Origin of the sequence: Paenibacillus oryzae (genome assembly GCF_001675045.1) — a bacterium.
Classification (GTDB): Bacteria; Bacillota; Bacilli; order Paenibacillales; family Paenibacillaceae; genus Pristimantibacillus; species Pristimantibacillus oryzae.
The window spans coordinates 1-21170 of the sequence record NZ_LYPA01000048.1 but is presented as its reverse complement, the minus strand read 5'-3'; the positions used below and the strand labels follow the sequence as shown (position 1 = coordinate 21170).

Below are 21170 nucleotides of genomic sequence, written 5' to 3'. Positions count from 1 at the left end.
CAAGATTGAAACGGCGTTTACAAGATGGGCAAATGCGGTTGTCAGAAGGTCAGAAGGTTCTATCGCGGTAGCGATGGGGAGGAGCGACGGTATGAAGCTTACGGACGAGAGGATCGGCAACATTTATTGCATAGGACGCAATTACAGGCTGCACGCGCTGGAATTGGGAAACGAGGTGCCGGATGAGCCGATGGTGTTCACTAAGCCAACTCATTCAGCAGCGGCGATGGATGGCGGAGTGATTCAGCTTCCCGGCGGGGCGGGCGAGGTTCATTTTGAGCTGGAGGTTGTGCTCCGAATGGGCGAAGCATGCGGCAGCGGCATTCCGCTTTTGCAGAGCATCGACGCATTGACGCTGGGCCTTGATCTTACCTTAAGAGATGTTCAGTCCAGATTGAAGACCAAGGGGCATCCGTGGCTTCCGGCCAAAGGCTTTAAAGGCTCGGCTCCGCTCGGCCAATGGATTCCGTTTCCGGGACTGGAGACTTTGCAGACCCGCCACTTTACGCTGCTTCGCAATGACGAGGTGGCTCAGCGCGGCTGCCCGTCCGACATGCTGTTTGGCGTGCAGGAGCTGTTGACGTATATTGACGGCCATTTTGGCCTGGGGCCTGGCGATCTTATTTTTACGGGAACGCCTGCAGGCGTTGCTGCGCTGAAGGACGGCGACCGGCTTGAGGCATTTTGGGGGCAGGACAGGCTGGGACATTGCTCGGTGCGGCTTGTCTAGCTCTTGTGTCCGAAGCAAGGCCCCGCTGGATCGTTTTGGTATACCGGGGATGACCGGCCCGCAGGAGAAAACAGCTCCTTGCGGGCCTTTTTTTTGCTATAAAGCAGTGTTTTGGAATAAAGCAGGGAAGGGAGCTGGCAATTATTGAAGGTTTTATGGATTGAGGATGAAGGCGCGCTGCTTCGGGAATGCTCCAACTATTTGTCGGGCGAAGGCATACAGGTGTACGGTACATCGGACCCGGGAGAAGCGGATGCGTATATCGAAAAGCATCGGCCGGAGCTCCTATTGGTTGACTGGATGCTGCCGGGAGGGGAAAGCGGTCTTGACTTCTGCAAGCGGAACGAGCGGAGCTGGAAACTGCCGCTTATTATGGTGACGGCAAAAGGCGATGAATTCGACAAGGTGCTGGCGCTTGAGCTTGGAGCGGACGATTATTTAACCAAGCCGTTTGGTCTGCGGGAGCTAAGCGCGCGCATTAAGGCGGTGCTAAGGCGTTCCGGCAAAGCCTCCAGTCATAGCGGGGAGAAGCGGGAAGTCCATGAGCTGCGCCGGGGCAGGCTTTTTTTGGACAATGAGCGTTTTGCCGCGGAGCTGGATGGAAGGCGGCTGGAGTTAACAAAAACGGAATTTCAGCTCCTTTGGAAGCTGGCAAGCCATCCCGGCAGAGTATTTACCCGGGCGAATTTAATGGATGAAGCGCTAGGGGACGACTACTTGGGTTATGAGCGCACCATGGACTCCCATATTCGCAATCTTCGCCGAAAGCTGGGGGATAACGAAGCGGAGCATCAACTCATCGAGACGGTTTATGGCGTCGGCTACCGGTTTGCGGAGGAGCAGGAGGATAACAAATGAAAGGGCCCGTTAAAAGGGATGGAACAGGCTCCATTTATCGGCTTCGGCTTGTTTTGGCGTGCCTTGCGGCTGCGCTGTTTGCCGGTTTGCTTCTGCGTCCGCTGCTTCTGGATTGGGAACGGGGAGAGCGGCAGAAGACGGAGCTGTTCTGGAACGGCTATGTTCAGATGTATATGGATTTGACGGGCCGTGTTGACGGTTTGGGAGAGCGGATTAACGCCCAAGGGTATTTGCATGCCGGGGATATAGGCCGGCTTTCTCTTGTTTGGATCGATATGGAGGGAAAGCGGGAGGTTCTGCTGGGAGAGGACGCAGCTTTCAGTCCTGGGCGCCAGCTTCTCGTTATGAGCGAGCGCCGCATTATCGGATATACTCAGGTTTTTTTTGCCGCTCCTTCAGGGCTGGCCTATATGCAATACGGCTTGCCTGGTGGATTGGCGGTTCTGCTGTATGGCCTCGGTGAATGGCGAAAACGTGTTTTGGCCAAGGCGAGAGCAAAAGAACGCATCTTTTTGTCGGGGGAGCTTGCCTCGAATCTGTCCGGGGCGTCAGGGACGCGGAAACATGCCAAGGCTGCAGCTTCAAGAGGACATGGGGGGGAAAATGGCCCGGCCTTGCGCTGGGCGATTGGTCAGGCAGAAGCTGATGAAGCTTGGGCTGTCGCTTTGGCGGGGGTGCGTCAACTATTAGCCCGTAATGAATTGCTGGAAACCGTGCGGAGAAGGATGGTCGCCGATATAGCCCATGAGCTGCGCACGCCAATTTCCATTATGCGGACAACGCTGGACCATGCCTTGCAGAAGGGAGCTATGATGGATGCCGCCAAGACGGCTTCGCTGCATGACGAAACGCTTCGTTTGACCAGGCTGGTAAGAGAGCTTCAAGAGCTGTCGCTTGCGGAGAGCGGACACCTGCCGCTGGATAAATCTTGGTTTGTATGGTCTGAGGTGGTAGAGGAAGTGTTTGAGACGCTTGCTGTGGAGGGAGAAGAAAGGGGTATTGTCTACCGGCTGGAGGATACCGGCAGCACAATGCTTTACGGGGATAAGACGAGAATTAGACAAATCGTGATCAATCTGGCCGGAAATGCCTTTCGTCATGCCCGCAGCAAGGTGGAGGCGCGTATTTTGAGGGAGGAGAATTGCGTTGTGCTGGAAATTGGCGATGATGGGCTTGGCATGGAACAGGAGGAGCTGGAGTCCGTTTTTGAACGCTTTTACCGATCTGCCTCCACGGATGCCATGCAGCGAAAGGAACGAAGCGCAGGTCTGGGGCTTGGGCTTGCAATCGTGCGCGAATTTACGCGTGCGCATGGAGGGGAAGCAACGGTACGAAGCATTTACGGACAGGGTGCGATATTCAGGGTAAAAATACCGGTGATGGAGGAATAGGCCTCTGCACAAGTTCTGCATATTCAGTCCATCAGGATTGCAAAATGTTCTGCTAATGTTAAGGCATTAAGTTGAACAAGAGGTGATGATGCAGGTGTTAATCCGAGTAGAGAGCTTGTCAAAAACGTACGGCATAGGCGAAGCCGCCACGCGTGCGCTGAGAGAGGTGCAGCTTGAAATCGGCAAAGGCGAGATGATTGCCGTAACCGGACCTTCCGGCTGCGGAAAAACGACGCTGCTGCACGTATTGGCTGGCATTGAGTCGGTAGACAGCGGTCAGGTATGGATTGGGAACGCGCCGCTGCATGAATGGGATGATGAAAAAATAGCCAGACTCCGTCTGGAGAAGATGGGTTTTGTTTTTCAGTCCTATCATTTGATCCCTGTGTTGACGGCATGGGAAAATGCGGCGCTTCCGCTTATTGCGTCCGGCGCGCCAACCGGCAAGGCGAAGGAGCGGGCGCTGGAGGCGCTTAAGGAGGTTGGGCTTGGAGACAAAGCCGGCAAATATCCTTCCCAGCTTTCAGGCGGGCAAAATCAGCGGGTAGCGATTGCCAGAGCGATCGTTGGCAATCCGGAAATCATATGGGCGGACGAGCCTACGGGAGCATTGGATACTCATACGGCGGACCAGATTATTGGTTTGCTGGAAATGCTGAACAAGCATCATGGAACAACGATCGTCATCGTTACCCATGATCCGGCAGTGGCGGGCAGATGCAGCCGGACAATCAGCATGCGGAACGGCCGCATTCTTCATGATGGAGGAAACGGGCCATGATGGGGGCCGGCATGATTTGGCGAATGGCATGGAGCAATTTGCTCCGAAATTGGCGGCAGACGCTGCTCACCATTGGAGCTGGAGCGATAGGCGCTATACTGATAGCCGTTACTTTCGTCAATTATGATTCGCTGCAATATAGCATTCAAAAGACCATTGACCGGCAGCTTGGGCCGATAACCTGGATGCTGAAGCCAACCGATGATCAACTTCCTGGTTTTACGCAAGAGCAGGTGGACAAGCTGGTAGAAGCGGGGGAACGAGTAACCGACTCCTATAAAATGCTTCCATATGTGTCCAGCGAAGTGACGCTGCGAATGGAGGATGGAGACGACAATAAGATATCTGTCGTAAAATCCGTATTGGCAATCAGTTATCCTGGCGAAGCGGCGGCTAACTTTGATCCAAGCCCAAGCCGCGCCAGTTTATGGAGAGAAGCAGTTGGCGATGACGAGGTTATTCTGAACGCGGCAACGGCGGAGCTGCTTGGCGCTGCCAAGGGCGATGTCATCAGCCTGGAAGCGGGGGAATCGGACAGGCTGCTGCGGGTCAGAGATGTTGTGAAGGAGCAGGGGCTGACCGGATTTGCCGAAGGCGGAGTTTATGGAGGAACGGTTATTGTTGCGGAAAGCCTGGTCCGTGAGTTAAAGGGCTTGCCTGAGGGGGTATATCCTGCCATCCTGTCGGGCTCGGATAATCCCGATATATCCGAAGATGCCATGTTTCGGATTGAAGAGGTAGATTACAATGTCCACTATTTGAAAAAAGAATTGCGCAGCACGGGCCGAAAAATGAATTTCACCCTGATTATCGGCTTTATTAGTGCTGTAGCCATTTTCTCCAGCATGCTGTTTATGCGTCAGGTGCTAATTATGATCGCGGATTCCCGCCGTGAAATGTATGGTGTTTTAAAGGCCATTGGTTTATCAGGGAGGCAAGTTGCAGGCATGTTTGCAATGGAAGCCATGCTTCTGTCGCTGCTTAGCTCATTGGTCGGCTGCGCTGCCGGTATTGGGGCCGGCTTTGCGTTTGTCTCTCTGTTTTATGGGGGTTATCATGATGAGCTTAAGCGGATGGTGGGGCAAGCGATACTTATTGAACCTCATATTTCGTGGATAGGAGTTTTGTTGTTGTTTGCGCTAGTATTCGCTTTTCTTGGAATGGTTTCAGTGCTCTCTGCAAGAAAGGCGGGGAAATTCAGCGCAGTGGAAGCGCTCAGAGGAGCGGGCAATAACGGCGGGCCTCGTAAAAGAAAATCCAGGGTCCTCCGCTGGCTGCTTATTGGTTTGAGCTGCTATGCCGTCCTCTTTCATTTTGGTCTGACGTTTCTTTTTCCTCCCGATCTAAGCAAGGAGGGCAATATGCCCTTGATTATAATTACCTGGCTTGGTACCTGCTGCGCAATATTGGCTGCCGTTATTTATGCCGTTGGCAAGCTTGAGAGACCCTTGATTGCCTTGTTGAAGCGGATCGGCATACCGCAGCTATCTCTGATGCTGGCAGTCAAATATCCTCGTAACGGGATGGGACGCATTTATACAACCTCGCTCCTGTTCAGCCTGATTATGATGATCGTGACGATGACTGTTACCATCATAAGCCTGGTGACCGCTATGCAATCGGTGCATCGCGTTCCGCAAACGGTGCTTGGCAGCGGAGGTTATGCGCCTTATCAAAGCGAGACGGAGCGGGAGAAAATTTTGAACGTCGCACGGTTAGATCCCGATATTGCAGGCGTAATAGACGGTATGTTGGCTGTGGAGCCTTTTATGCTGAATCTGGGCCCAAATGAAGAGGGCTTGGCAAAAGCAGTCATTCCGGTAACAGAGGAGCTGCTCCAAGGCGAGCTTCCTCCTCTAGCCGGACGCTCCCCTGAATTCGGAAGCGATCAGGAGGCGTGGGAGAGCGTACTGAATAATCCCGATTCCATTGTGCTGCCGATGGCCTTTATTAAGGAAGTAGAGTCTTTGCCGGGGTGGCATTCCCTTAAAGCAGGAGACGAAGTGACGCTTCCGGTATTTATTCACAAGCAGCTGCGGATGGAGAACGAGCCTATGGAGCAAGGCGCTGCCGTAACGTTCCGTATCGCTGGGTTTCTGCCTCCGGAGGCCCAACAGCACCAGATCGATTTTTATAATACGACTTATATGCATGCTTCGGTTGCCGAGGAGCTTTCGGAATTCGGGTTCAAGTGGAGCAATCAAAATACGCAAGGCTTTGTGCTGCTCCGCTTTGATTACAGGGATGTGGGCTTGTCTCAGGAGCTGGAGCAAAGATTTGCCGTGGGGGGCGTAATGAACTTTACGGTTCCTTATCTGAATAACGGGGCGCAAGAGTTTTTTACAAAACGGCTTGTCTACAGCTTTGTAGGCTTTGCGTCTTTTTCGGGCTTGATCAGCTTGATGGGACTTGCTGTTGTACAGTTCCGATCTGTAAGAGAGAGAAGCAAGCAAATCGCCATGATGAGGTGTATTGGCGTTCCCGGCAAACAGCTTTATTGGATCTTTGTGCTGGAGGGGCTTTTCATTAGCGGAGCGGGCTTGCTGACAGGGTGGGCCATCGGCTCTACCGGCTCGCAGCTGTTTATAGGCGCAGCCCAGCGCGATGTGCCGGATTACGAGCAAGCTCTTGCTATCTCGTACCCATACGAAGTCGTACTGCCGATATTAGGCACCCTGCTACTTCTGTCGCTGCTGCTCAATATGCTGCCCGCCAAAGCGGCGCTTCGTCTGAAAGCCGCCGATGCGCTGCGAATGAACGAAGATTAAGAATGGTTTTTTTGAAAAGAACAACGGCCGCCCTTCACTTCCGGCAATTAAAACCGGAGGGAGGGGCGGCCGTTGCGTCTTCCTTATCTTCCGTTAAAGGCGCTGAGCATCCAAACATGCTTTTCAAGCGTGGTATGAATGGCAAGGAGCATGTCGGCAGTGGTTTCGTCGCCGGCCTCCTGTGCGGCAGCCATGCCCGCCTTCAGCTCCTCGATGATAACGGAGAAATCGTGAATCAATTGATCCACCATTTCCACCGCCGTTTCATTGCCTCCTGCCTCCTTAATGCTGGATGCCTCCAAATAATCGCTCATTTTGGCAAGCGGCTGGCCTTTAACGGCAAGCAGACGCTCGGCGATTTCATCGACATGCAGCGCGGCTTCTTCATAAAACTCCTGAAACTTTTCGTGCAGCGTAAAAAATTGCGAGCCTTTGACATACCAGTGGTAGTTATGCAGCTTAATGTAAAGAATGCTCCAGTTTGCGATTTGACGGTTGAGATGTTGTTGAATAGTCATGTTAAATCATCCTTTCTCTTATTGGTTTGCTCCGTTATGTCCTTATTTAAACATGTCGGAAGATGATGAATCAGTGAAGTTTGTTACCCTGGTTAAATGATAATGAGCCATAATCGGCACTTTATCGCATCAAATAAAGACTTATACTAAATCCTTATTTATAATTATTATAAATTAATAATCATTTGTCAAGTCTTTGAAGGAGATATCAAGCTTGAAAAGGATATCAAGCTACTCTATTGAGGAGCGCTAAGGATTTTTGTGGGAGCCCCATTCCTGCGGACAAGGATGACCGGTAGGAGTTGTTTTCGACGTAAAATAAATGTGTAGTGGACATTGGCGTCCGTAACATGCCCAAATCCCGCTTATATGCGCCACATCAGAGCTCTAATGGACACGAGTGACCGTTTCTCAAGAGAAATCCAGAATTTTTACTCTGTAACGGTCATGAATGACCGACAGAAGACAGATAATGCCAAACGCAGATTATTAGGATGAACCAGAAAAGAAGATATTTAAAAAGCCGCCTTGAGTAAAAAACGGCGGCTTTTAGCTATGAAATGGTTAAAGGTTCCGGTTAAAAAACCAGCCTGTGCAATAAATGACTACAATGATGCCGAGGTTGACTGCGATTCGCAGGTAGGCTGCAAGATTTTTGCTTCGGCCATCATATGAACCGTTGATACAAACATGGCATGCGACCAGGTCAGAGGAACGACCCAAGCGGTCTCGCCTGTGTTTTTGTCTATTTGCTCAGGCAGCAGACCGGTTTCCGTGGCGTGGTTTATTGCCCAGTCCAGCCATTGTTGCGCCTTATCCGGCTCACCTGATGCAATCCGGTATTGCGCAAGCCATAGGGTAGTCAAAATCCACGGGTTGCCTCCGATGTAATGATCGTCGCCGTACCGTTTGATGCCGCCTACGAGGGGGACGGTCAAAGCCGCTTCCAGTGCATCTGCCGTGCTGCGCATTTGCTCGCTGTCCGGGGCAACGGCTCCAAATGGATGTGAGATGCCCAGCAGGCTAATATCGGGCATATCATCGTGCTTCAGCACATGACGTACATAACCTTTGTTCAGCTTCTGTGTAAAACCCGATTTGCCAGTGGCCACAGCTTCCTCATAATGGCTTTGTGGAACGGTGAGATGCAGTCCCCGGAAGTAGCTCTGCGCATCCGCGTTCCAGCAGGTTTCATTAATGGCTTGCGCTATGCCGGCTGCAGCATTACTCCAACGTTCTGCCTTTGCGATTTCCCCTGCGTCTCGGGCAAAGTCGGCTGCTGCCATGAGTCCGCCATATACGGCAGCGGAGGAATAGGTATGGGAAGCCTCGCGTTCCTCCCACAGGTCAATGCTGGGCCGCGGCAAGCCACTGTCCGGGTCCAGGAACGCTTCAAGGAACTCTGCTCCGCGCTCCACGGCCGGCCACACCCTTCGGGCAAACTCCTCGTCTTTCTTAACCAAATAATGCTGCCTCATGCCCCACAGAATCGAAGCTCCTTCGTCAATCTGCAAGCCCCAGGAAGGAGCCAGCGAGCCGTCGTGATAATGGCGCTGCTGCCATGAGCCGTCCGGAGACTGGGCTTGAAGCGTCCATTCATAGAAGGACTCCGATAGCTCGTATAACCCTGCCCGATCCAGCGCCGACGTAATAAACGCGGCATCCCTGCCCCAGCAGAAGGAATACCCCCCGCAGCGGCTGAAATGCTCGTCGAATTCAGGGGCTGCTATGATACTGCCGCTATCGCGATCCGCCATAAGCTTGAACATAAGCAGGGAGCGTTCATACAAGGAACGGATTTTAATATCGGGAAGCGGGCAAGGCGCTGCCTCCTCCAAATAGCCGTGCCAATACGCGTTGGTTAAGGCGGCCCACTCGGCTGCTGCTTTACCTTTTGCTTCCCTTAGCGCCTGCAATGCCTCCGGCTCGTTATGTCCGGCAGAGATAAATAGAGGAATAGTTACGGATGCCCCGGGCTCCAGTCCGTTAATTTGCCACGCCATAGCGCCGTCTCCGCTCATTTCGATGGTTTTCCCGCTCAGCTTTTGTAATGCTCCGCCCGTCATTTCATGCCATGGAAGCCCTGCCTGAAATTTACTGCATACGTTTGCACTGGAAAGCGCAAAAAAATAACGGTGCCGGAAATGGATCAATGCATCGTCGTTTTCGTTAAACATGGTGGTGTTGTAAAGCGTATTTTCGCTAATCAAAAAGGAAGAATGCACGACAAAATGAAAGGAGGCGGGACTAGTCCCCCTGTTTGTAAAGGTGTATTGACGAACAAGCAGATTTTGGCCGGGAACGGCAAAATGCAGGGTGTCGACAGCCAAAGGCTCCGTATCATGGATTGCCGCAATGGCAACGGTGTTGCTGCGTTCGGCGTATGCGCAGCTATGCCGCCAGCCGCTTTCCTCATCATCGAACCAGGAAAGACGGCCGTCTTCATAAGCGATGCCTGTTCGCATGGCGTCGATATGCTGAGGCGTGTCGATATGAGGCCACCACATTCTATGCAGTCTGCCGTTTCGCCCAAGCGAAGCAAGGAGTGAAGAATTTCCGATAATAGCGTCAATCAAATAAGGCTTGTTGGTGTTGGACATTTTGTCAGCTCCTATTTGTGATAATGACGGATAGATGATTCCCTGACGACAAGCCGATGGGGGATGAGCGTCCGCCTCTGGAAATGATGCTCGCCCTGAATGAGCCGAATCAATTGCTGGGATGCCGTGTACCCGAGCTGATACGTGCCGATGTCAACGGAACTGATTGGCGGAGTAGCAAGCTCCGACAGGGCAATATTGTTAAAGCTGACCAGGCTTATATCCTCAGGTACGCGATAACCCAGCTCGTTTAAGCCGCGAAGAACGCCAAAGGCGACAACGTCGTCGATGACGACCAGACCATCCGGGCGCTCAGGCAGCTCCATAATGGAGGACATGGCGCGGTAGCCGCTATGCTGTAAAAAATCTCCTTCGACGATCCACTCGCTCCGAATGGGCAGACCGGCTTCCTCCAGCGCGCGGCGATAACCCGCCATGCGGTCCCGCGATACGGTCAAATCGGGCGGGCCGCTGACAAAGCCGATACGCCCATGTCCTTGCTGGATGAGATGCTGGGTTGCGTCAAATGCAACTTGCTCATTGTTGTTGTCTACGGTCAATATAGTGGAGCAGTTTTCGTCGCGTCCGATCAGCACCGTAGGAAATTGATGCGAATCCAGCATAGCGATCAAGGGATCGTTGATGCGAGCGGACAGCAATATAATGCCGTCGACCCTGCGACCGAATACAAGCCGGGAAATCGTATCGTTTTCATCCTGCGGCGACGTTGCCGCGGATAGCAGCATGTCGTAGCCTGCTTTGGAGGATTGGGCAAGAATGCCGCGCAGAAGCTCGCCGAAGAAAAGGTCCTGAAACAGCTCCTCCGCGGGGCGGGGGAGAAGAATGGCAAGCGTGTTGGTCGTTTTGGAGACCAGGCTTTTGGCCATTGCGTTGGGATGGTAGCCCATCTCCTCCATAATCCGCTTAACCTTGTCGGTGGTTGCCTTGCTGATGCGCGTATGCCCCGATACCACCCGAGATACGGTGGAAGGCGATACATTCGCCGCTTTGGCGATATCTTTAATGGTTATCATATTCCTTCGAAGCCCCCAATGCAGTAGCATGAAATAACGATTGCACACCTGTTACCTGTAAGTATAGCCTGATTGCCTTCAGAGACACAAATAGCGAAAAACTGAGAACGGAAGAGAAAACAAAAGATAAACCGGCAAAAACCTGCTTATATAAGGAAAAACAGTTTGTGCAAACGTTTTAACAAACGGGATAGGCTGATGTATAGTGATTACAGAATTGCAGCGCTTACAATTGATATAAACGACATGGAAATAGTTGTTAGAGGGGTTCGATTCATTGATAAGCGACTGTTTTTCGAATTTTGAGCAAACGTTTGTTCAAACGGTAAAGGGCTGTATTACAAGCAAAAGGCGTTTAGCGAAAGGTCGTTGCGTCAGGCAAAGAGTATTAAACGATGGGAAGGGGATCAAGCAATGAAAAAGTGGATGGTTTTGATGGCTGCATCTATGTTATTGGTGACAAGCGCATGCAGCGGAGGCGGCAACGGAGGAAATGGCGGGAATGCCAGTCCGGCGGCAAGCAGCGAAACAGGGAACACGGAAGCTCCCGGCAATGATGAAGTAGGAGCGGCAGAGGAAGAGTTTGCGCCGGAGCCGGGAGCCAGCCTTGTTATTTGGGATGCCAATAACCAAAAAGCGTTTTTGGAGGAAATGGGCAAAGCCTTTGAAGCGGAATACGGAGTTCCGGTCAAGTTTGAAGAGGTTGGCAATACGGATCAGGTCAGCAAGCTGATGACGGATGGCCCCGCCGGACTTGCCGCCGATGTTCTTTTATTCCCTCATGACCATCTCGGCAATGCGGCGACGGCAGGTTTGCTTTTGCCCAATACAGTGTTTGAGGACGAAGTGGTAGCGGAGAATGTTGAAAATGCGGTCAAGGCCGTATCGTATGATGGCATTTTGTACGGTTATCCCCGCTCGGTTGAAACCTATGCCCTGATTTATAACAAGGACCTCATTGCGGAAGCGCCCGAAACGTTTGACGACGTTTTTGCTTTTGCCGAAACCTTTAACGACCCGTCGCAGCATAAATATGCATTTGCATGGGAGCTGCAGCAGTTTTATTACAACTTCGCTTTCCTTGCCTCCCAGGGAGGATATATGTTTGGCGACGACAATACAAACAGCGCCGATATCGGCCTGAACAATGACGGGGCTGTTGCAGGCGCGAAATTCCTGCAGGAAATCAAGCAAAAGCTGCTTCCTTTGAATACCGGAGATATCGACTTCGATATTAAAAAGGGCTTGTTCCTGGAGGGCTCCCTTGCACTTGATATTAACGGCCCTTGGGCAATTGCAGACTACAAGGCTGCCGGCTTGAACTTTGGCGTAGCACCGCTTCCGAAGGTTGCAGGCAATCCCATGACTTCTTTCTCCGGCGTGCAAGCTTATTATGTCAACGCGAATTCCAAATATCCGCAGGCGGCGCAATTGCTGGCGCGGTTCCTCTCAACCAAGGAAGCGCAAATGAAAAACTTCCAGCAAAACAGTCTGATCCCTGCGAACAAGGAGGCAGCGAATGACCCGGCGGTATCCAATGACGAGGTGACAAAAGGTTTCCTTGCCCAGTTTGAAAACTCCACGCCGATGCCGTCCATTCCGGAAATGGGCAGCGTATGGAATCCGATTACGTCCGCCATTTCGGAAATCTGGAATGACGGCAAGGATGCCAAAACGGCGCTGGATAATGCCGTCTCCCAAATCAAGGACAGCATCGGGGCCAACTAACGCCCTGCATGTTATAACGAATTCATTGGCGGGACTGCCCAAAAAGTCAAGTGGAACGAATCATTATTCAGCAGAGGGAAGCGGACGGGAAAGGGTGTCTTGAGGGCGAGTTTTTTTGCGCGCAAAAATGTTTGAGCTTCCAAGACACCCTTTTCCGGGAGGGACTGGTTTTGCTGAATAATGATTCACCGTAACAGACTTTTCGGGCAGCCCCTTCTTATTACTGCATATTGGGGAGAGGAGCTGGGAAAATATGAAACGGCATCGCATAACTGCGGCCGTCCTGTCGATTGTGCTGCAAGGGCTTGGTCAATTGTACAACCGGCAATGGCTGAAGGGCATTATTTTTATGCTTGTTCAAGGGTTAGGTCTTTATTACTTGATCCCGCGTCTCGGCGGCGCTTTATGGGGCCTTGCCACATTGGGGGAAACGACGCAAAAATTTGTAAAGGTGGGCAAGGCGACCCAGCTTGTCAAGGGCGATCATTCCATCTTTTTGATGCTGAACGGTATTATTGTGCTCCTTGTATTTATTGTGTTTGCCATCATTTATGCTTCCAATATTTATGATGCCTATCAAAATGGCAAAAAACGCGATGAAGGGAAACGGGTTCCAAACTTTGTCGAGTCGTGGAGGAATGTAACGGTTCATCATTTTCCGTATTTCCTGCTGTTTATACCGGTGCTGGGCGTGTTGTTTTTTACAATCATGCCTATTTTGTTTTCGATTATGCTGGCGTTTACGAATTATTCGGCGCCTAACCATATACCGCCCGCCAAGCTGGTGGATTGGGTCGGCTTTCAATCCTTTATTGATTTGCTGCAGATGAAATCGTGGAGCAAGACGTTTTACGGCGTTTTGGTCTGGACAATTATCTGGGCGATTCTGGCGACCGTCACCTGTTATTTCGGAGGAATCCTCGTTGCTTTGCTGGTGGAATCCAAGGGCATCCGCTTCAAAAAACTATGGCGTACCCTGTTTATTATTCCGTACGCCATCCCGCAGCTCATTTCACTGCTGATCCTACGCAATATTTTTAATGCCAAGTTTGGCCCCATCAATCAATATTTTGCTTATTTTGGACTCGACGGTTTGCCGTGGCTGACTGATCCGTTCTGGGCGAAGGTTACGCTGGTTCTCGTTAATATGTGGATCGGCATTCCGGTGAGCATGCTGCTTGTTATGGGTGTGCTGACAGCAATTCCGCGCGATCTGTACGAAGCGGCAGAGGTGGATGGAGCTAGCAGAAGGCAGCAATTCCGCATTATAACAATGCCGTATATCCTGTTTGCGACAGCGCCGATTCTCATTATGCAGTTTGCGGGCAATATCAACAATTTTAATGTTATTTATTTAATGACGGGCGGAGGGCCGGCAAAAGGCGAATATCAATTCGCAGGCTCCACCGACCTGCTTGTAACCTGGCTGTTCAATTTGACGCTGGTCAATAACAAATACAATATGTCGGCTGCAATCGGCATTCTCATCTTTATTATGATTGCCGGCATTTCTATCTGGAGCTTCCGCCGCTCCAAGTCGTTTAAAGAGGAGGATATGCTGTCATGAAAAAGAGGAACAGCGTTGTGCGCCTGACCTTCAGCTACCTGACGCTTATCATTTTGGCCGTATGCGCGCTATATCCGGCGCTTTGGGTTGTCGTTTCCTCGTTCCGGCCCGGCGGCTCGTTGTACAGCAAGCATTTTTGGCCTCGGGAATGGACGTTTGAGCACTACATCGAGCTGTTTACGAGCACGCAATATACGTTTGGCATCTGGTACCTGAATACGCTCAAAATCGCCTGCTTTACGATGGTTTTTTCCGTTATTCTGGTTACGCTGAGTATGTATGCGTTGTCGCGTTTCCGGTTCCGGGGGCGCAAAAGCATGCTGACGGTTATGCTGATTCTGGGCATGTTCCCAAGCTTTATGAGCATGATCGCCATCTACATTATTTTGCTTCAGGTCAATTTGCTGGACACCCATGCCGCAATGATTCTGGTTTATTCCGCGGGCGCGGCGCTGGGCGGCTTTATTGTAAAAGGCTATTATGATACCATTCCGCGCAGTCTGGACGAGGCGGCCCGCATTGATGGGGCAAGCCATCTGCAGGTTTTTGTAAAAATCATGCTGCCGTTATCCAGGCCGATTTTGACGTATGTGGCGTTAACCTCCTTTACGGGGGTATGGGGCGACTTTATTTTTGCGCGATTGGTGCTGCGATCCAAAGAAAACATGACGGTGGCCGTCGGCATGTACGAATTGATCAGCTCCATGCAAAATAGCAACTTCACGATGTTTGCGGCGGGCTGTGTCATTATTGCGATTCCTATTACAATTCTGTTCCTGTTCCTTCAGCGCTTCCTCGTGCAGGGTCTGACAGCAGGAGCCTCCAAGGGATGAAGGCGGGGCGAAATATCGGGCTCGCTGCGCTGGTTATATGGCTCGTATGCCTGATTCTGCCCCTTGGCGCCTGTTCAAAAACGGACGGCGACGGCTCCGGCTTCAAGGAGAGCGCCAGGCCAGGAGACCGGGCTGGCGAGGCGGAGCACAAGGCCGGAGCGGGCGAAGCAGGGCATGCTGTGAATCATTCCTCCGGAGCGGGCGAAGCAGGGGCCGACGGTAAGCATTCTGCTGAGGCAGCTGAAGCAGGGAGCAGCAACTCCCATTCCGCTGACGCGGAGTCTGCTGGCGCTCCGCTCTATGATGTGGATGAACAGCCCTCAGTCGTCTTTTATGAAATATTCGTAAGATCATTTTATGACAGCGACGGGGACGGCATTGGCGATCTTCGGGGCGTTGCCGAAAAGCTGGATTATTTGCAGGAGCTTGGCATAGGCGGCATTTGGCTGATGCCCATTCTGGAGTCGCCAAGCTATCACGGATACGACACTACCGACTACTACGCCATTAATCCCGACTACGGAACGCTGGAGGACTTGCATAATCTGCTTGCCGAAGCCAAAAAACGCGACATTCGGGTCATTATGGATTTGGTCGTTAATCATTCCAGCAGTCAGCATCCCTGGTTCAAGGAAGCGCTGGCGGATGAGGCCAGTCCTTACCGCAGCTGGTATACATTCGCTTCGGAGCAGGATAAAGTTCCCGCAGACGGAGCGGTGGATGGCAATCCGTGGCACAGCTATGACGGCGGCCGGTATTTGGGCATCTTCTGGAGCGGCATGCCGGATTTGAACTTCGACGAGCCGGCCGTGCGGAAGGAAATGATCCGGATCGGGCAATATTGGCTGGGGCAAGGGCTGGATGGCTTCCGGCTGGATGCAGCCAAACATGTTTACGGCGATTTCAAATCAACGGCAAGCTCGCCAGAGGTGCAGGCGGCAAACCGGGCATGGTGGCAGGAGTTCCGCCAAGGACTTAACGAGGTTAATCCTGATGCCTATTTGATCGGTGAGGTCTGGGATTCCGCTTCCATTATTGCTCCTTATTTTGATCAGGCTCTGGATTCCGCTTTCCATTTTGACCTGGCGGGCAAGCTGCTCGGCGCGGCGAGGAACGAAAGCGATCCCGATCTCGCTTTTTCACTGGGGAGGATTCATCGGGCTTATGAGCAGTCCTCGGGCGGCAGTTTTCTGGATGCCCCGTTTCTAAGCAACCATGATCAAAACAGAGTAATGAGCGTCCTGAACGGCAATATAAACCATGCAAAGATGGCGGCGGCGCTGCTGTTGACGCTTCCGGGAACGCCTTATCTCTATTATGGAGAGGAAATTGGAATGAAAGGCGTCAAGCCGGATGAATATATACGCGAGCCGATGTTATGGTATGCCGACCCTGCTGGCGGAAGAGGAGAGAGCAGATGGCTTGCTTCTCGTCACAACCGCGAAGCCGGGGATAGGTCGGTGGAGTCGCAGGCAGGAGTGGAGGGCTCGCTGCTGGAGCATTACCGTATGCTGATCTCCTGGCGCAACGCGGAGCCTGCTTTGCGTGACGGCGCGATAGGCGAATACGAGCTGAAAGCCGTCAAGGATGATTCGGCTCCAAGCGACGGTGTTAGTGAAGCTTTAAGCGCTTATGTACGCGTTACTCGCGAGGAACGCGTGCTGGTTGTCCATAATTTATCGGGCAAGGAGCATAAGGCAGCGCTTGAGCCGTCCACTTTTTATGGAGGGTTTGGCGAGCTGGCGCATAGCTCCAATCCGCAAGCTTCGGTGGAGGGAACCGTTTTGACGCTTCCTCCGTATAGCACCGTTATTATAAAATAAAAGAAGGACGCTTGAGGAATTCTGGCTAACATGCCGATTTGCTCTAAGCGTCCTTTTTTGTTCAGAGACAATTGAGCGATTATATGAAATAAAGACTTACAAGACCTGCAATTAAGAATATTGCCGTTTTAGAACAACAAACTCGTACCCGCCTAATGTTAGCTCCAGCTTTCCGTTTGCATCGGCGTAAGTCTCGCTGCCGGGGGGCAGAGCGGAACAGCCCGAAAACAACACGGCCCAAGAGGCTGCCGCAGAGTGTATTGCGGAGTCTTCCCCAGCCGCAGGTTGAGCCTTTGGCTGAACCTCCAAATCGTCGGCCGCTGCGGATGTGAAGCCGCGAAACGGGATGATCGCTCCGCCTCCGCCCGCACGATTAATACCGGCAAGCGAAAATAGGTCAAGCTCAAGCTCGCTTTCAACAGGACGGGCGTTAAGGGCGATCAGCAGCAGCTCGTTATCGTCTGAACGTGCATAGGCCAAGGCGCCGCCATCGCTTTGCTCCGTGCCGGCATAAAGGAAGGTAAGGCCGGAAGCCCGAAGCGCTGGCTGAGCTTTGCGAAGCGCGATAGCTTCGCGGAAGAAGGATAATAATCCGGCGTCCTGTTTGGCTGGGTCCCATTCCATACATTTGCGGCAATCGGGGTCATAGCCTCCGTCAATGCCCACCTCGTCGCCGTAGTAAATGCATGGTACGCCGGGAAACGTGAGCTGGAACAGGGCCGCCAGCTTCATTTTTTGAGTATTGCCGCCGCAAAGGGTCAGCAGCCGCGCCGTATCGTGGCTTCCGAGTAAATTAAATGACGCTTCGGTCACTTGGCGGGGATAAGCTGCAATTAACGCTCCAATCGCCTCCGCGAAGCTGGAAGCAGCCTGCTTTTCATAAGCAAAAAAATCAAGCGCCGCGTTTGTGAAGGGATAATTCATAACCGCATCGAACTGATCGCCTTGCAGCCACGCCATGGAGTCATGCCAGATTTCTCCCAAAATATAGGCTTCGGGATTGGCTTTTTTGACGACGGTCCGAAATTCGCGCCAAAATTGATGGTCTACCTCGTTGGCTACGTCGAGCCGCCAGCCGTCAATCCCGACCTCCTGAATCCAGTAGCGGGCCGCTTCAAGCAAATAGGCCTTGACCTCCCGGTTTTCCGTATTCAGCTTGGGCATAAGCGGTTCAAAAGCAAAGGTTTCGTAGGTAGGCACGCCGTCGACGATTTCAAGCGGCCATTCCCGGACATGGAACCAGTCGGCGTATTTGGAATCCTTTCCATTGCGCTGTACATCCACGAACGGCGGAAAGGTGCGGCCGGAATGGTTAAAGACGGCATCAAGCAATACGCGAATACCCCGTGCATGGCATAAATCGACCAATTCCTTCAGCTTTTCGTTGGTTCCGAAATGGCGGTCCACCTGCAAATAATCCTCGGTATCGTATTTATGGTTGGTTGTTGCTTCAAACAACGGGGTAAAATAAATCGCAGTGATGCCAAGCTCGGACAAATAATCGAGATGGTTGATTACGCCCTGAAGATCGCCGCCGAAAAAATTGACCGGCGTTGGTTTCCCGCCCCATGGCTGAGCGCCTTCCGGACTTAATGACGGATCGCCGTTTGCGAAGCGCTCCGGGAAAATTTGATAAAATACCGCGTCTTTAACCCACGCAGGCGGCTGGAAGACATCTGCCGGATTAATGAAGGGGTAGTCGAAGAAGCTTAGCGAGTTTTCGGGAACATCTTCTACAAACCCTCTTTCTGTCATTATCAGCGTCGAATCTGCTCCCAGCAGCTTAAAGGCATACCGCAAGCGGCGGAAGGGTGGAACCAGAGAGGTTTCCCAATAGTCGAACATGCCGTCAGAGGCCAGAAGCGCCATAGGTACGGTGACGACTGTTTCGTTCCATGCGTATTTGTCTCCGGCAATGACTTCGACGGCATGAACATCTCCGCGTTTGGTGCGGATTCTAAGGTGAATGCTTTGGTGGTCGTAGGCGTAAGCCCAGTTTTGTTTCGGACGATGATAGACGGCTTCAAGCAACATGACACATCTCTCCCATTTAAAAAAGTTTGGATAACGCGAAAAAAGGCACAACCGTCGGTTAATGACCGAGGTTGTACCTTTCCCTAACCTAGCGCCGCTCTCGCGAGGCGTATAGGAACAGAGGTTGCGGTAGCAGTGCCTTTATATTTTGAACTCTCAACAACCATTATTATACATGAATGTTGAGCTTCGCACCAGATTTTTTTATACCAATATGAATAAAATTTTGGAATATTTAAAAAACTGCTTCTACCTTAATTAGACGGACGGGTTTCTGTAACAAATTTATACTTGGTCAGGCATGAACAGCGTCATGCGACAGCTCCTCCAGGAAACGCTCGCAGTCCAGCGCTGCCATGCAGCCGCTGCCCGCTGCCGTAATGGCCTGGCGGTAATTTTTGTCCTGGACGTCGCCGCAGGCGAATACTCCGGGAATATTGGTGCGGGCCGTACCTGGCTCCACAACGATATACCCCTGCTCGTCGGTCGTAATTTGCCCGCCAAGGAAGCCGGTGTTGGGCGTATGGCCGATTGCGACAAAAACGCCGTCCGCCTCAAGCAGCTTTTCTTCGCCGGTCACATTGTCCCGCACCAGCATCCCTTTTAAGCCGACTTCGCCGGGAACCATTTCAAGCGGAGTCACGTTCAGGCTCCATGAAATTTTTTCATTCGCGCGAGCGCGGTCCTGCATGATTTTGGAGGCGCGCAGCTCCTCGCGGCGGTGCACCAGCGTCACTTCTGACGCAAAGCGGGTCAGGAAGCCGGCTTCCTCCATAGCGGAATCTCCTCCGCCAACGACCAGAATCTTTTTGCCGCGGAAGAAAAAGCCGTCGCAGGTTGCGCAGGTGCTGACGCCGCGTCCGATATTATCCTGCTCGCCGGGGATGCCAAGATATTTGGCAGAAGCTCCAGTGGAAATGATGACGGATTCCGCTTGAAGCTCGCCGATCCCCTCCACTTGCAACGTATAGGGACGTTTGCTAAAATCAATGCTGCTGACGGAGCCGGTTTTGAATTCAGCTCCGAATCGCTGAGCTTGCTTGCGCATGTTGGACATGAGCTCGCTGCCCAATATGCCCTCTGGAAAGCCGGGGAAGTTTTCAACCTCGGTTGTGGTGGTAAGCTGGCCGCCAGGCTGCCAGCCTTCGATAACAAGCGGCTCCAGATTGGCCCTTGCCAAATAAATAGCGGCGGTTAGTCCCGCTGGTCCCGTACCAATAATAATTGTTTTGCGCATCTAAAGCGCCTCCTTCGAGAATATACTGAAACGTTGCTTCCGCAAATCTTATGTCCTTACGTTAATGCAAACTGTAATAGCTGTCAATACAGTTCATCTAACATTCATCTTGGGTCTTTTAGATAGCATGAATTGGGAAAAAAGGGTATGATGTAGGCAGTATGAAAAAATAACGCCCTATGATTTCTATAATGTTGGTTATTATTAAAGCCGTTTATGGAGGGAGCAAATGCAAGTGAAAAATAATGTTATCCGGAAAGCTATCATACCTGCCGGCGGTTTAGGCACTCGGTTTTTGCCGGCAACTAAAGCTCAGCCAAAGGAAATGCTGCCTTTGATCGACAAACCTGCAATCCAATATATTGTAGAAGAGGCTGTACAATCCGGCATTGAAAGCATAGTCATCATAAGCGGACGGCACAAGCGCGCAATTGAGGATCATTTTGACAAATCGGTAGAGCTGGAAGCGGAGCTGGAGGCGCGCCATAATGAAGAGATGCTGAAGGTAGTCCGCGACATCTCGCAGCTTGCCGATATTTATTACGTCCGGCAAAAGGAGCCGCTCGGCCTCGGCCATGCCGTATTGTGCGCTCGCAGATTTATCGGCAATGAACCTTTTGCGGTGCTGCTGGGAGACGATATTTTGACCTCCAACCCTCCTTGCATCAAGCAAATGGTGGATGTTTATCAGGCGGAAAATTCTTCTGTTGTAGCGGTTATGGAGGTTCCATGGGATCAAACCCATAAATACGGGATTGTTGATATCGAGCAAGGAAAGGCGATAGCCAGGGTACGCGATATTGTTGAAAAACCGGCTCCGGGCCAAGCGCCCTCCAATTATGCAGTAGTGGGACGTTATGTGCTTAGTCCGGCCATTTTTGATTTGCTGGAGAAGGCTCAGCCTGGCAAAGGCGGCGAAATTCAGCTGACCGACAGCTTGCAGGAGCTGAACCGGCTGGAATCGTTAACCGCCATGCGCTTTGACGGACGCAGGCATGACGTGGGCGACAAGCTTGGTTTTGTTCAGGCGACCATTGATTTTGCGCTGGAGCGCGAGGATTTGGCGGAGCAGGTTCGCAGCTACCTGCATGAACGGCTTGGATTGCCGACATTGCAGAAGTAAACGGCTCTATACATAAAGCGGCAACAGATGCCGACGCTTTGCACGTTCGTGCCTGGCGGCGGCATTTTTTTTCTACGACGGACCAATTAACTAACAAGGATTTCCATAAGCCTCTGTCGAAGTGTTAACTATCCACTTTAATGGA

General features: G+C 51.9%; 15 protein-coding genes. 10 read left to right on the top strand and 5 right to left on the bottom strand.

Annotation, left to right across the window (positions count from 1 at the left end; translation table 11 throughout):
* Positions 1 to 91: 91 nt before the first annotated feature.
* From A7K91_RS09955 to A7K91_RS09935, 5 genes are all read left to right on the top strand, one after another.
* Positions 92 to 730 carry a fumarylacetoacetate hydrolase family protein gene (locus tag A7K91_RS09955; protein ID WP_068682208.1) on the top strand — a complete coding sequence of 213 codons (639 nt, stop codon included), beginning with the start codon at positions 92 to 94 and terminating at the stop codon, positions 728 to 730.
* A 144-nt stretch (positions 731 to 874) separates the two neighbouring features.
* The gene (locus tag A7K91_RS09950; RefSeq protein WP_068682207.1) at positions 875 to 1588 is read left to right on the top strand and encodes a response regulator transcription factor; all 714 of its coding nucleotides are present in this window, start codon (positions 875 to 877) and stop codon (positions 1586 to 1588) included.
* Entirely contained in the window at positions 1585 to 2979 is a 1395-nt protein-coding gene (locus tag A7K91_RS09945; protein WP_068682202.1) for a sensor histidine kinase, read from the top strand. Before A7K91_RS09950 ends, A7K91_RS09945 begins: the two co-directional genes overlap by 4 nt.
* 85 nt (positions 2980 to 3064) lie before the next feature.
* The gene (locus A7K91_RS09940) at positions 3065 to 3760 is read left to right on the top strand and encodes an ABC transporter ATP-binding protein (protein WP_068682200.1); all 696 of its coding nucleotides are present in this window, start codon (positions 3065 to 3067) and stop codon (positions 3758 to 3760) included.
* On the top strand, positions 3757 to 6528 hold the full coding sequence (locus A7K91_RS09935) for an ABC transporter permease (RefSeq protein WP_068682198.1): 2772 nt from the start codon (positions 3757 to 3759) through the stop codon (positions 6526 to 6528). Before A7K91_RS09940 ends, A7K91_RS09935 begins: the two co-directional genes overlap by 4 nt.
* Positions 6529 to 6611: 83 nt before the next feature.
* Here the strand turns inward: A7K91_RS09935 and A7K91_RS09930 are convergent, their stop codons facing one another.
* From A7K91_RS09930 to A7K91_RS09920, 3 genes are all read right to left on the bottom strand, one after another.
* Positions 6612 to 7046, bottom strand: a complete 435-nt coding sequence (locus tag A7K91_RS09930; protein ID WP_068682196.1) for a Dps family protein — start codon at positions 7044 to 7046, stop codon at positions 6612 to 6614.
* Between the two features lie 605 nt (positions 7047 to 7651).
* A complete protein-coding gene (locus A7K91_RS09925) occupies positions 7652 to 9646 on the bottom strand; it encodes a glycoside hydrolase family 15 protein (protein ID WP_068682194.1) in 1995 nt (664 codons plus the stop codon).
* Positions 9647 to 9657: 11 nt separating this feature from the next.
* The gene (locus tag A7K91_RS09920) at positions 9658 to 10680 is read right to left on the bottom strand and encodes a LacI family DNA-binding transcriptional regulator (RefSeq protein WP_068682192.1); all 1023 of its coding nucleotides are present in this window, start codon (positions 10678 to 10680) and stop codon (positions 9658 to 9660) included.
* A gap of 414 nt (positions 10681 to 11094) precedes the next feature.
* Between A7K91_RS09920 and A7K91_RS09915 the strand changes: the two genes are divergently transcribed.
* The 4 genes from A7K91_RS09915 to A7K91_RS09900 all read left to right on the top strand — a co-directional run bounded on the left by A7K91_RS09915 (position 11095) and on the right by A7K91_RS09900 (position 16631).
* Complete coding sequence (locus A7K91_RS09915) at positions 11095 to 12408, top strand: sugar ABC transporter substrate-binding protein (protein WP_068682190.1); 1314 nt, start codon at positions 11095 to 11097, stop codon at positions 12406 to 12408.
* Between the two features lie 253 nt (positions 12409 to 12661).
* A complete protein-coding gene (locus A7K91_RS09910) occupies positions 12662 to 13975 on the top strand; it encodes a carbohydrate ABC transporter permease (RefSeq protein WP_068682188.1) in 1314 nt (437 codons plus the stop codon).
* Entirely contained in the window at positions 13972 to 14808 is an 837-nt protein-coding gene (locus A7K91_RS09905) for a sugar ABC transporter permease (protein WP_068682187.1), read from the top strand. Before A7K91_RS09910 ends, A7K91_RS09905 begins: the two co-directional genes overlap by 4 nt.
* Positions 14805 to 16631, top strand: coding sequence for an alpha-amylase family glycosyl hydrolase (locus A7K91_RS09900; RefSeq protein WP_068682186.1), 1827 nt, complete (start codon positions 14805 to 14807; stop codon positions 16629 to 16631). Before A7K91_RS09905 ends, A7K91_RS09900 begins: the two co-directional genes overlap by 4 nt.
* A 111-nt stretch (positions 16632 to 16742) precedes the next feature.
* Here A7K91_RS09900 and A7K91_RS09895 read toward each other — a convergent pair whose 3' ends face one another.
* On the bottom strand, positions 16743 to 18665 hold the full coding sequence (locus A7K91_RS09895) for a glycoside hydrolase family 13 protein (RefSeq protein WP_082967351.1): 1923 nt from the start codon (positions 18663 to 18665) through the stop codon (positions 16743 to 16745).
* Between the two features lie 295 nt (positions 18666 to 18960).
* Positions 18961 to 19902 carry a thioredoxin-disulfide reductase gene (gene trxB / locus A7K91_RS09890; protein WP_068682185.1) on the bottom strand — a complete coding sequence of 314 codons (942 nt, stop codon included), beginning with the start codon at positions 19900 to 19902 and terminating at the stop codon, positions 18961 to 18963.
* A gap of 229 nt (positions 19903 to 20131) precedes the next feature.
* Here trxB and galU point away from each other — a divergent pair, with 229 nt between their 5' ends.
* A complete protein-coding gene (galU, locus tag A7K91_RS09885; RefSeq protein WP_068682184.1) occupies positions 20132 to 21025 on the top strand; it encodes a UTP--glucose-1-phosphate uridylyltransferase GalU in 894 nt (297 codons plus the stop codon).
* Positions 21026 to 21170: the final 145 nt, after the last annotated feature.

Coding starts and splice junctions, on each gene's coding strand:
- A7K91_RS09955 (WP_068682208.1), top strand. CDS start 92: ATGAAGCTTACGGACGAGAGGATCGGCAACATTTATTGCATAGGACGC.
- A7K91_RS09945 (WP_068682202.1), top strand. CDS start 1,585: ATGAAAGGGCCCGTTAAAAGGGATGGAACAGGCTCCATTTATCGGCTT.
- A7K91_RS09940 (WP_068682200.1), top strand. CDS start 3,065: ATGATGCAGGTGTTAATCCGAGTAGAGAGCTTGTCAAAAACGTACGGC.
- A7K91_RS09935 (WP_068682198.1), top strand. CDS start 3,757: ATGATGGGGGCCGGCATGATTTGGCGAATGGCATGGAGCAATTTGCTC.
- A7K91_RS09930 (WP_068682196.1), bottom strand. CDS start 7,046: ATGACTATTCAACAACATCTCAACCGTCAAATCGCAAACTGGAGCATT.
- A7K91_RS09925 (WP_068682194.1), bottom strand. CDS start 9,646: ATGTCCAACACCAACAAGCCTTATTTGATTGACGCTATTATCGGAAAT.
- A7K91_RS09920 (WP_068682192.1), bottom strand. CDS start 10,680: ATGATAACCATTAAAGATATCGCCAAAGCGGCGAATGTATCGCCTTCC.
- A7K91_RS09915 (WP_068682190.1), top strand. CDS start 11,095: ATGAAAAAGTGGATGGTTTTGATGGCTGCATCTATGTTATTGGTGACA.
- A7K91_RS09910 (WP_068682188.1), top strand. CDS start 12,662: ATGAAACGGCATCGCATAACTGCGGCCGTCCTGTCGATTGTGCTGCAA.
- A7K91_RS09905 (WP_068682187.1), top strand. CDS start 13,972: ATGAAAAAGAGGAACAGCGTTGTGCGCCTGACCTTCAGCTACCTGACG.
- A7K91_RS09900 (WP_068682186.1), top strand. CDS start 14,805: ATGAAGGCGGGGCGAAATATCGGGCTCGCTGCGCTGGTTATATGGCTC.
- A7K91_RS09895 (WP_082967351.1), bottom strand. CDS start 18,665: ATGTTGCTTGAAGCCGTCTATCATCGTCCGAAACAAAACTGGGCTTAC.
- trxB (WP_068682185.1), bottom strand. CDS start 19,902: ATGCGCAAAACAATTATTATTGGTACGGGACCAGCGGGACTAACCGCC.
- galU (WP_068682184.1), top strand. CDS start 20,132: ATGCAAGTGAAAAATAATGTTATCCGGAAAGCTATCATACCTGCCGGC.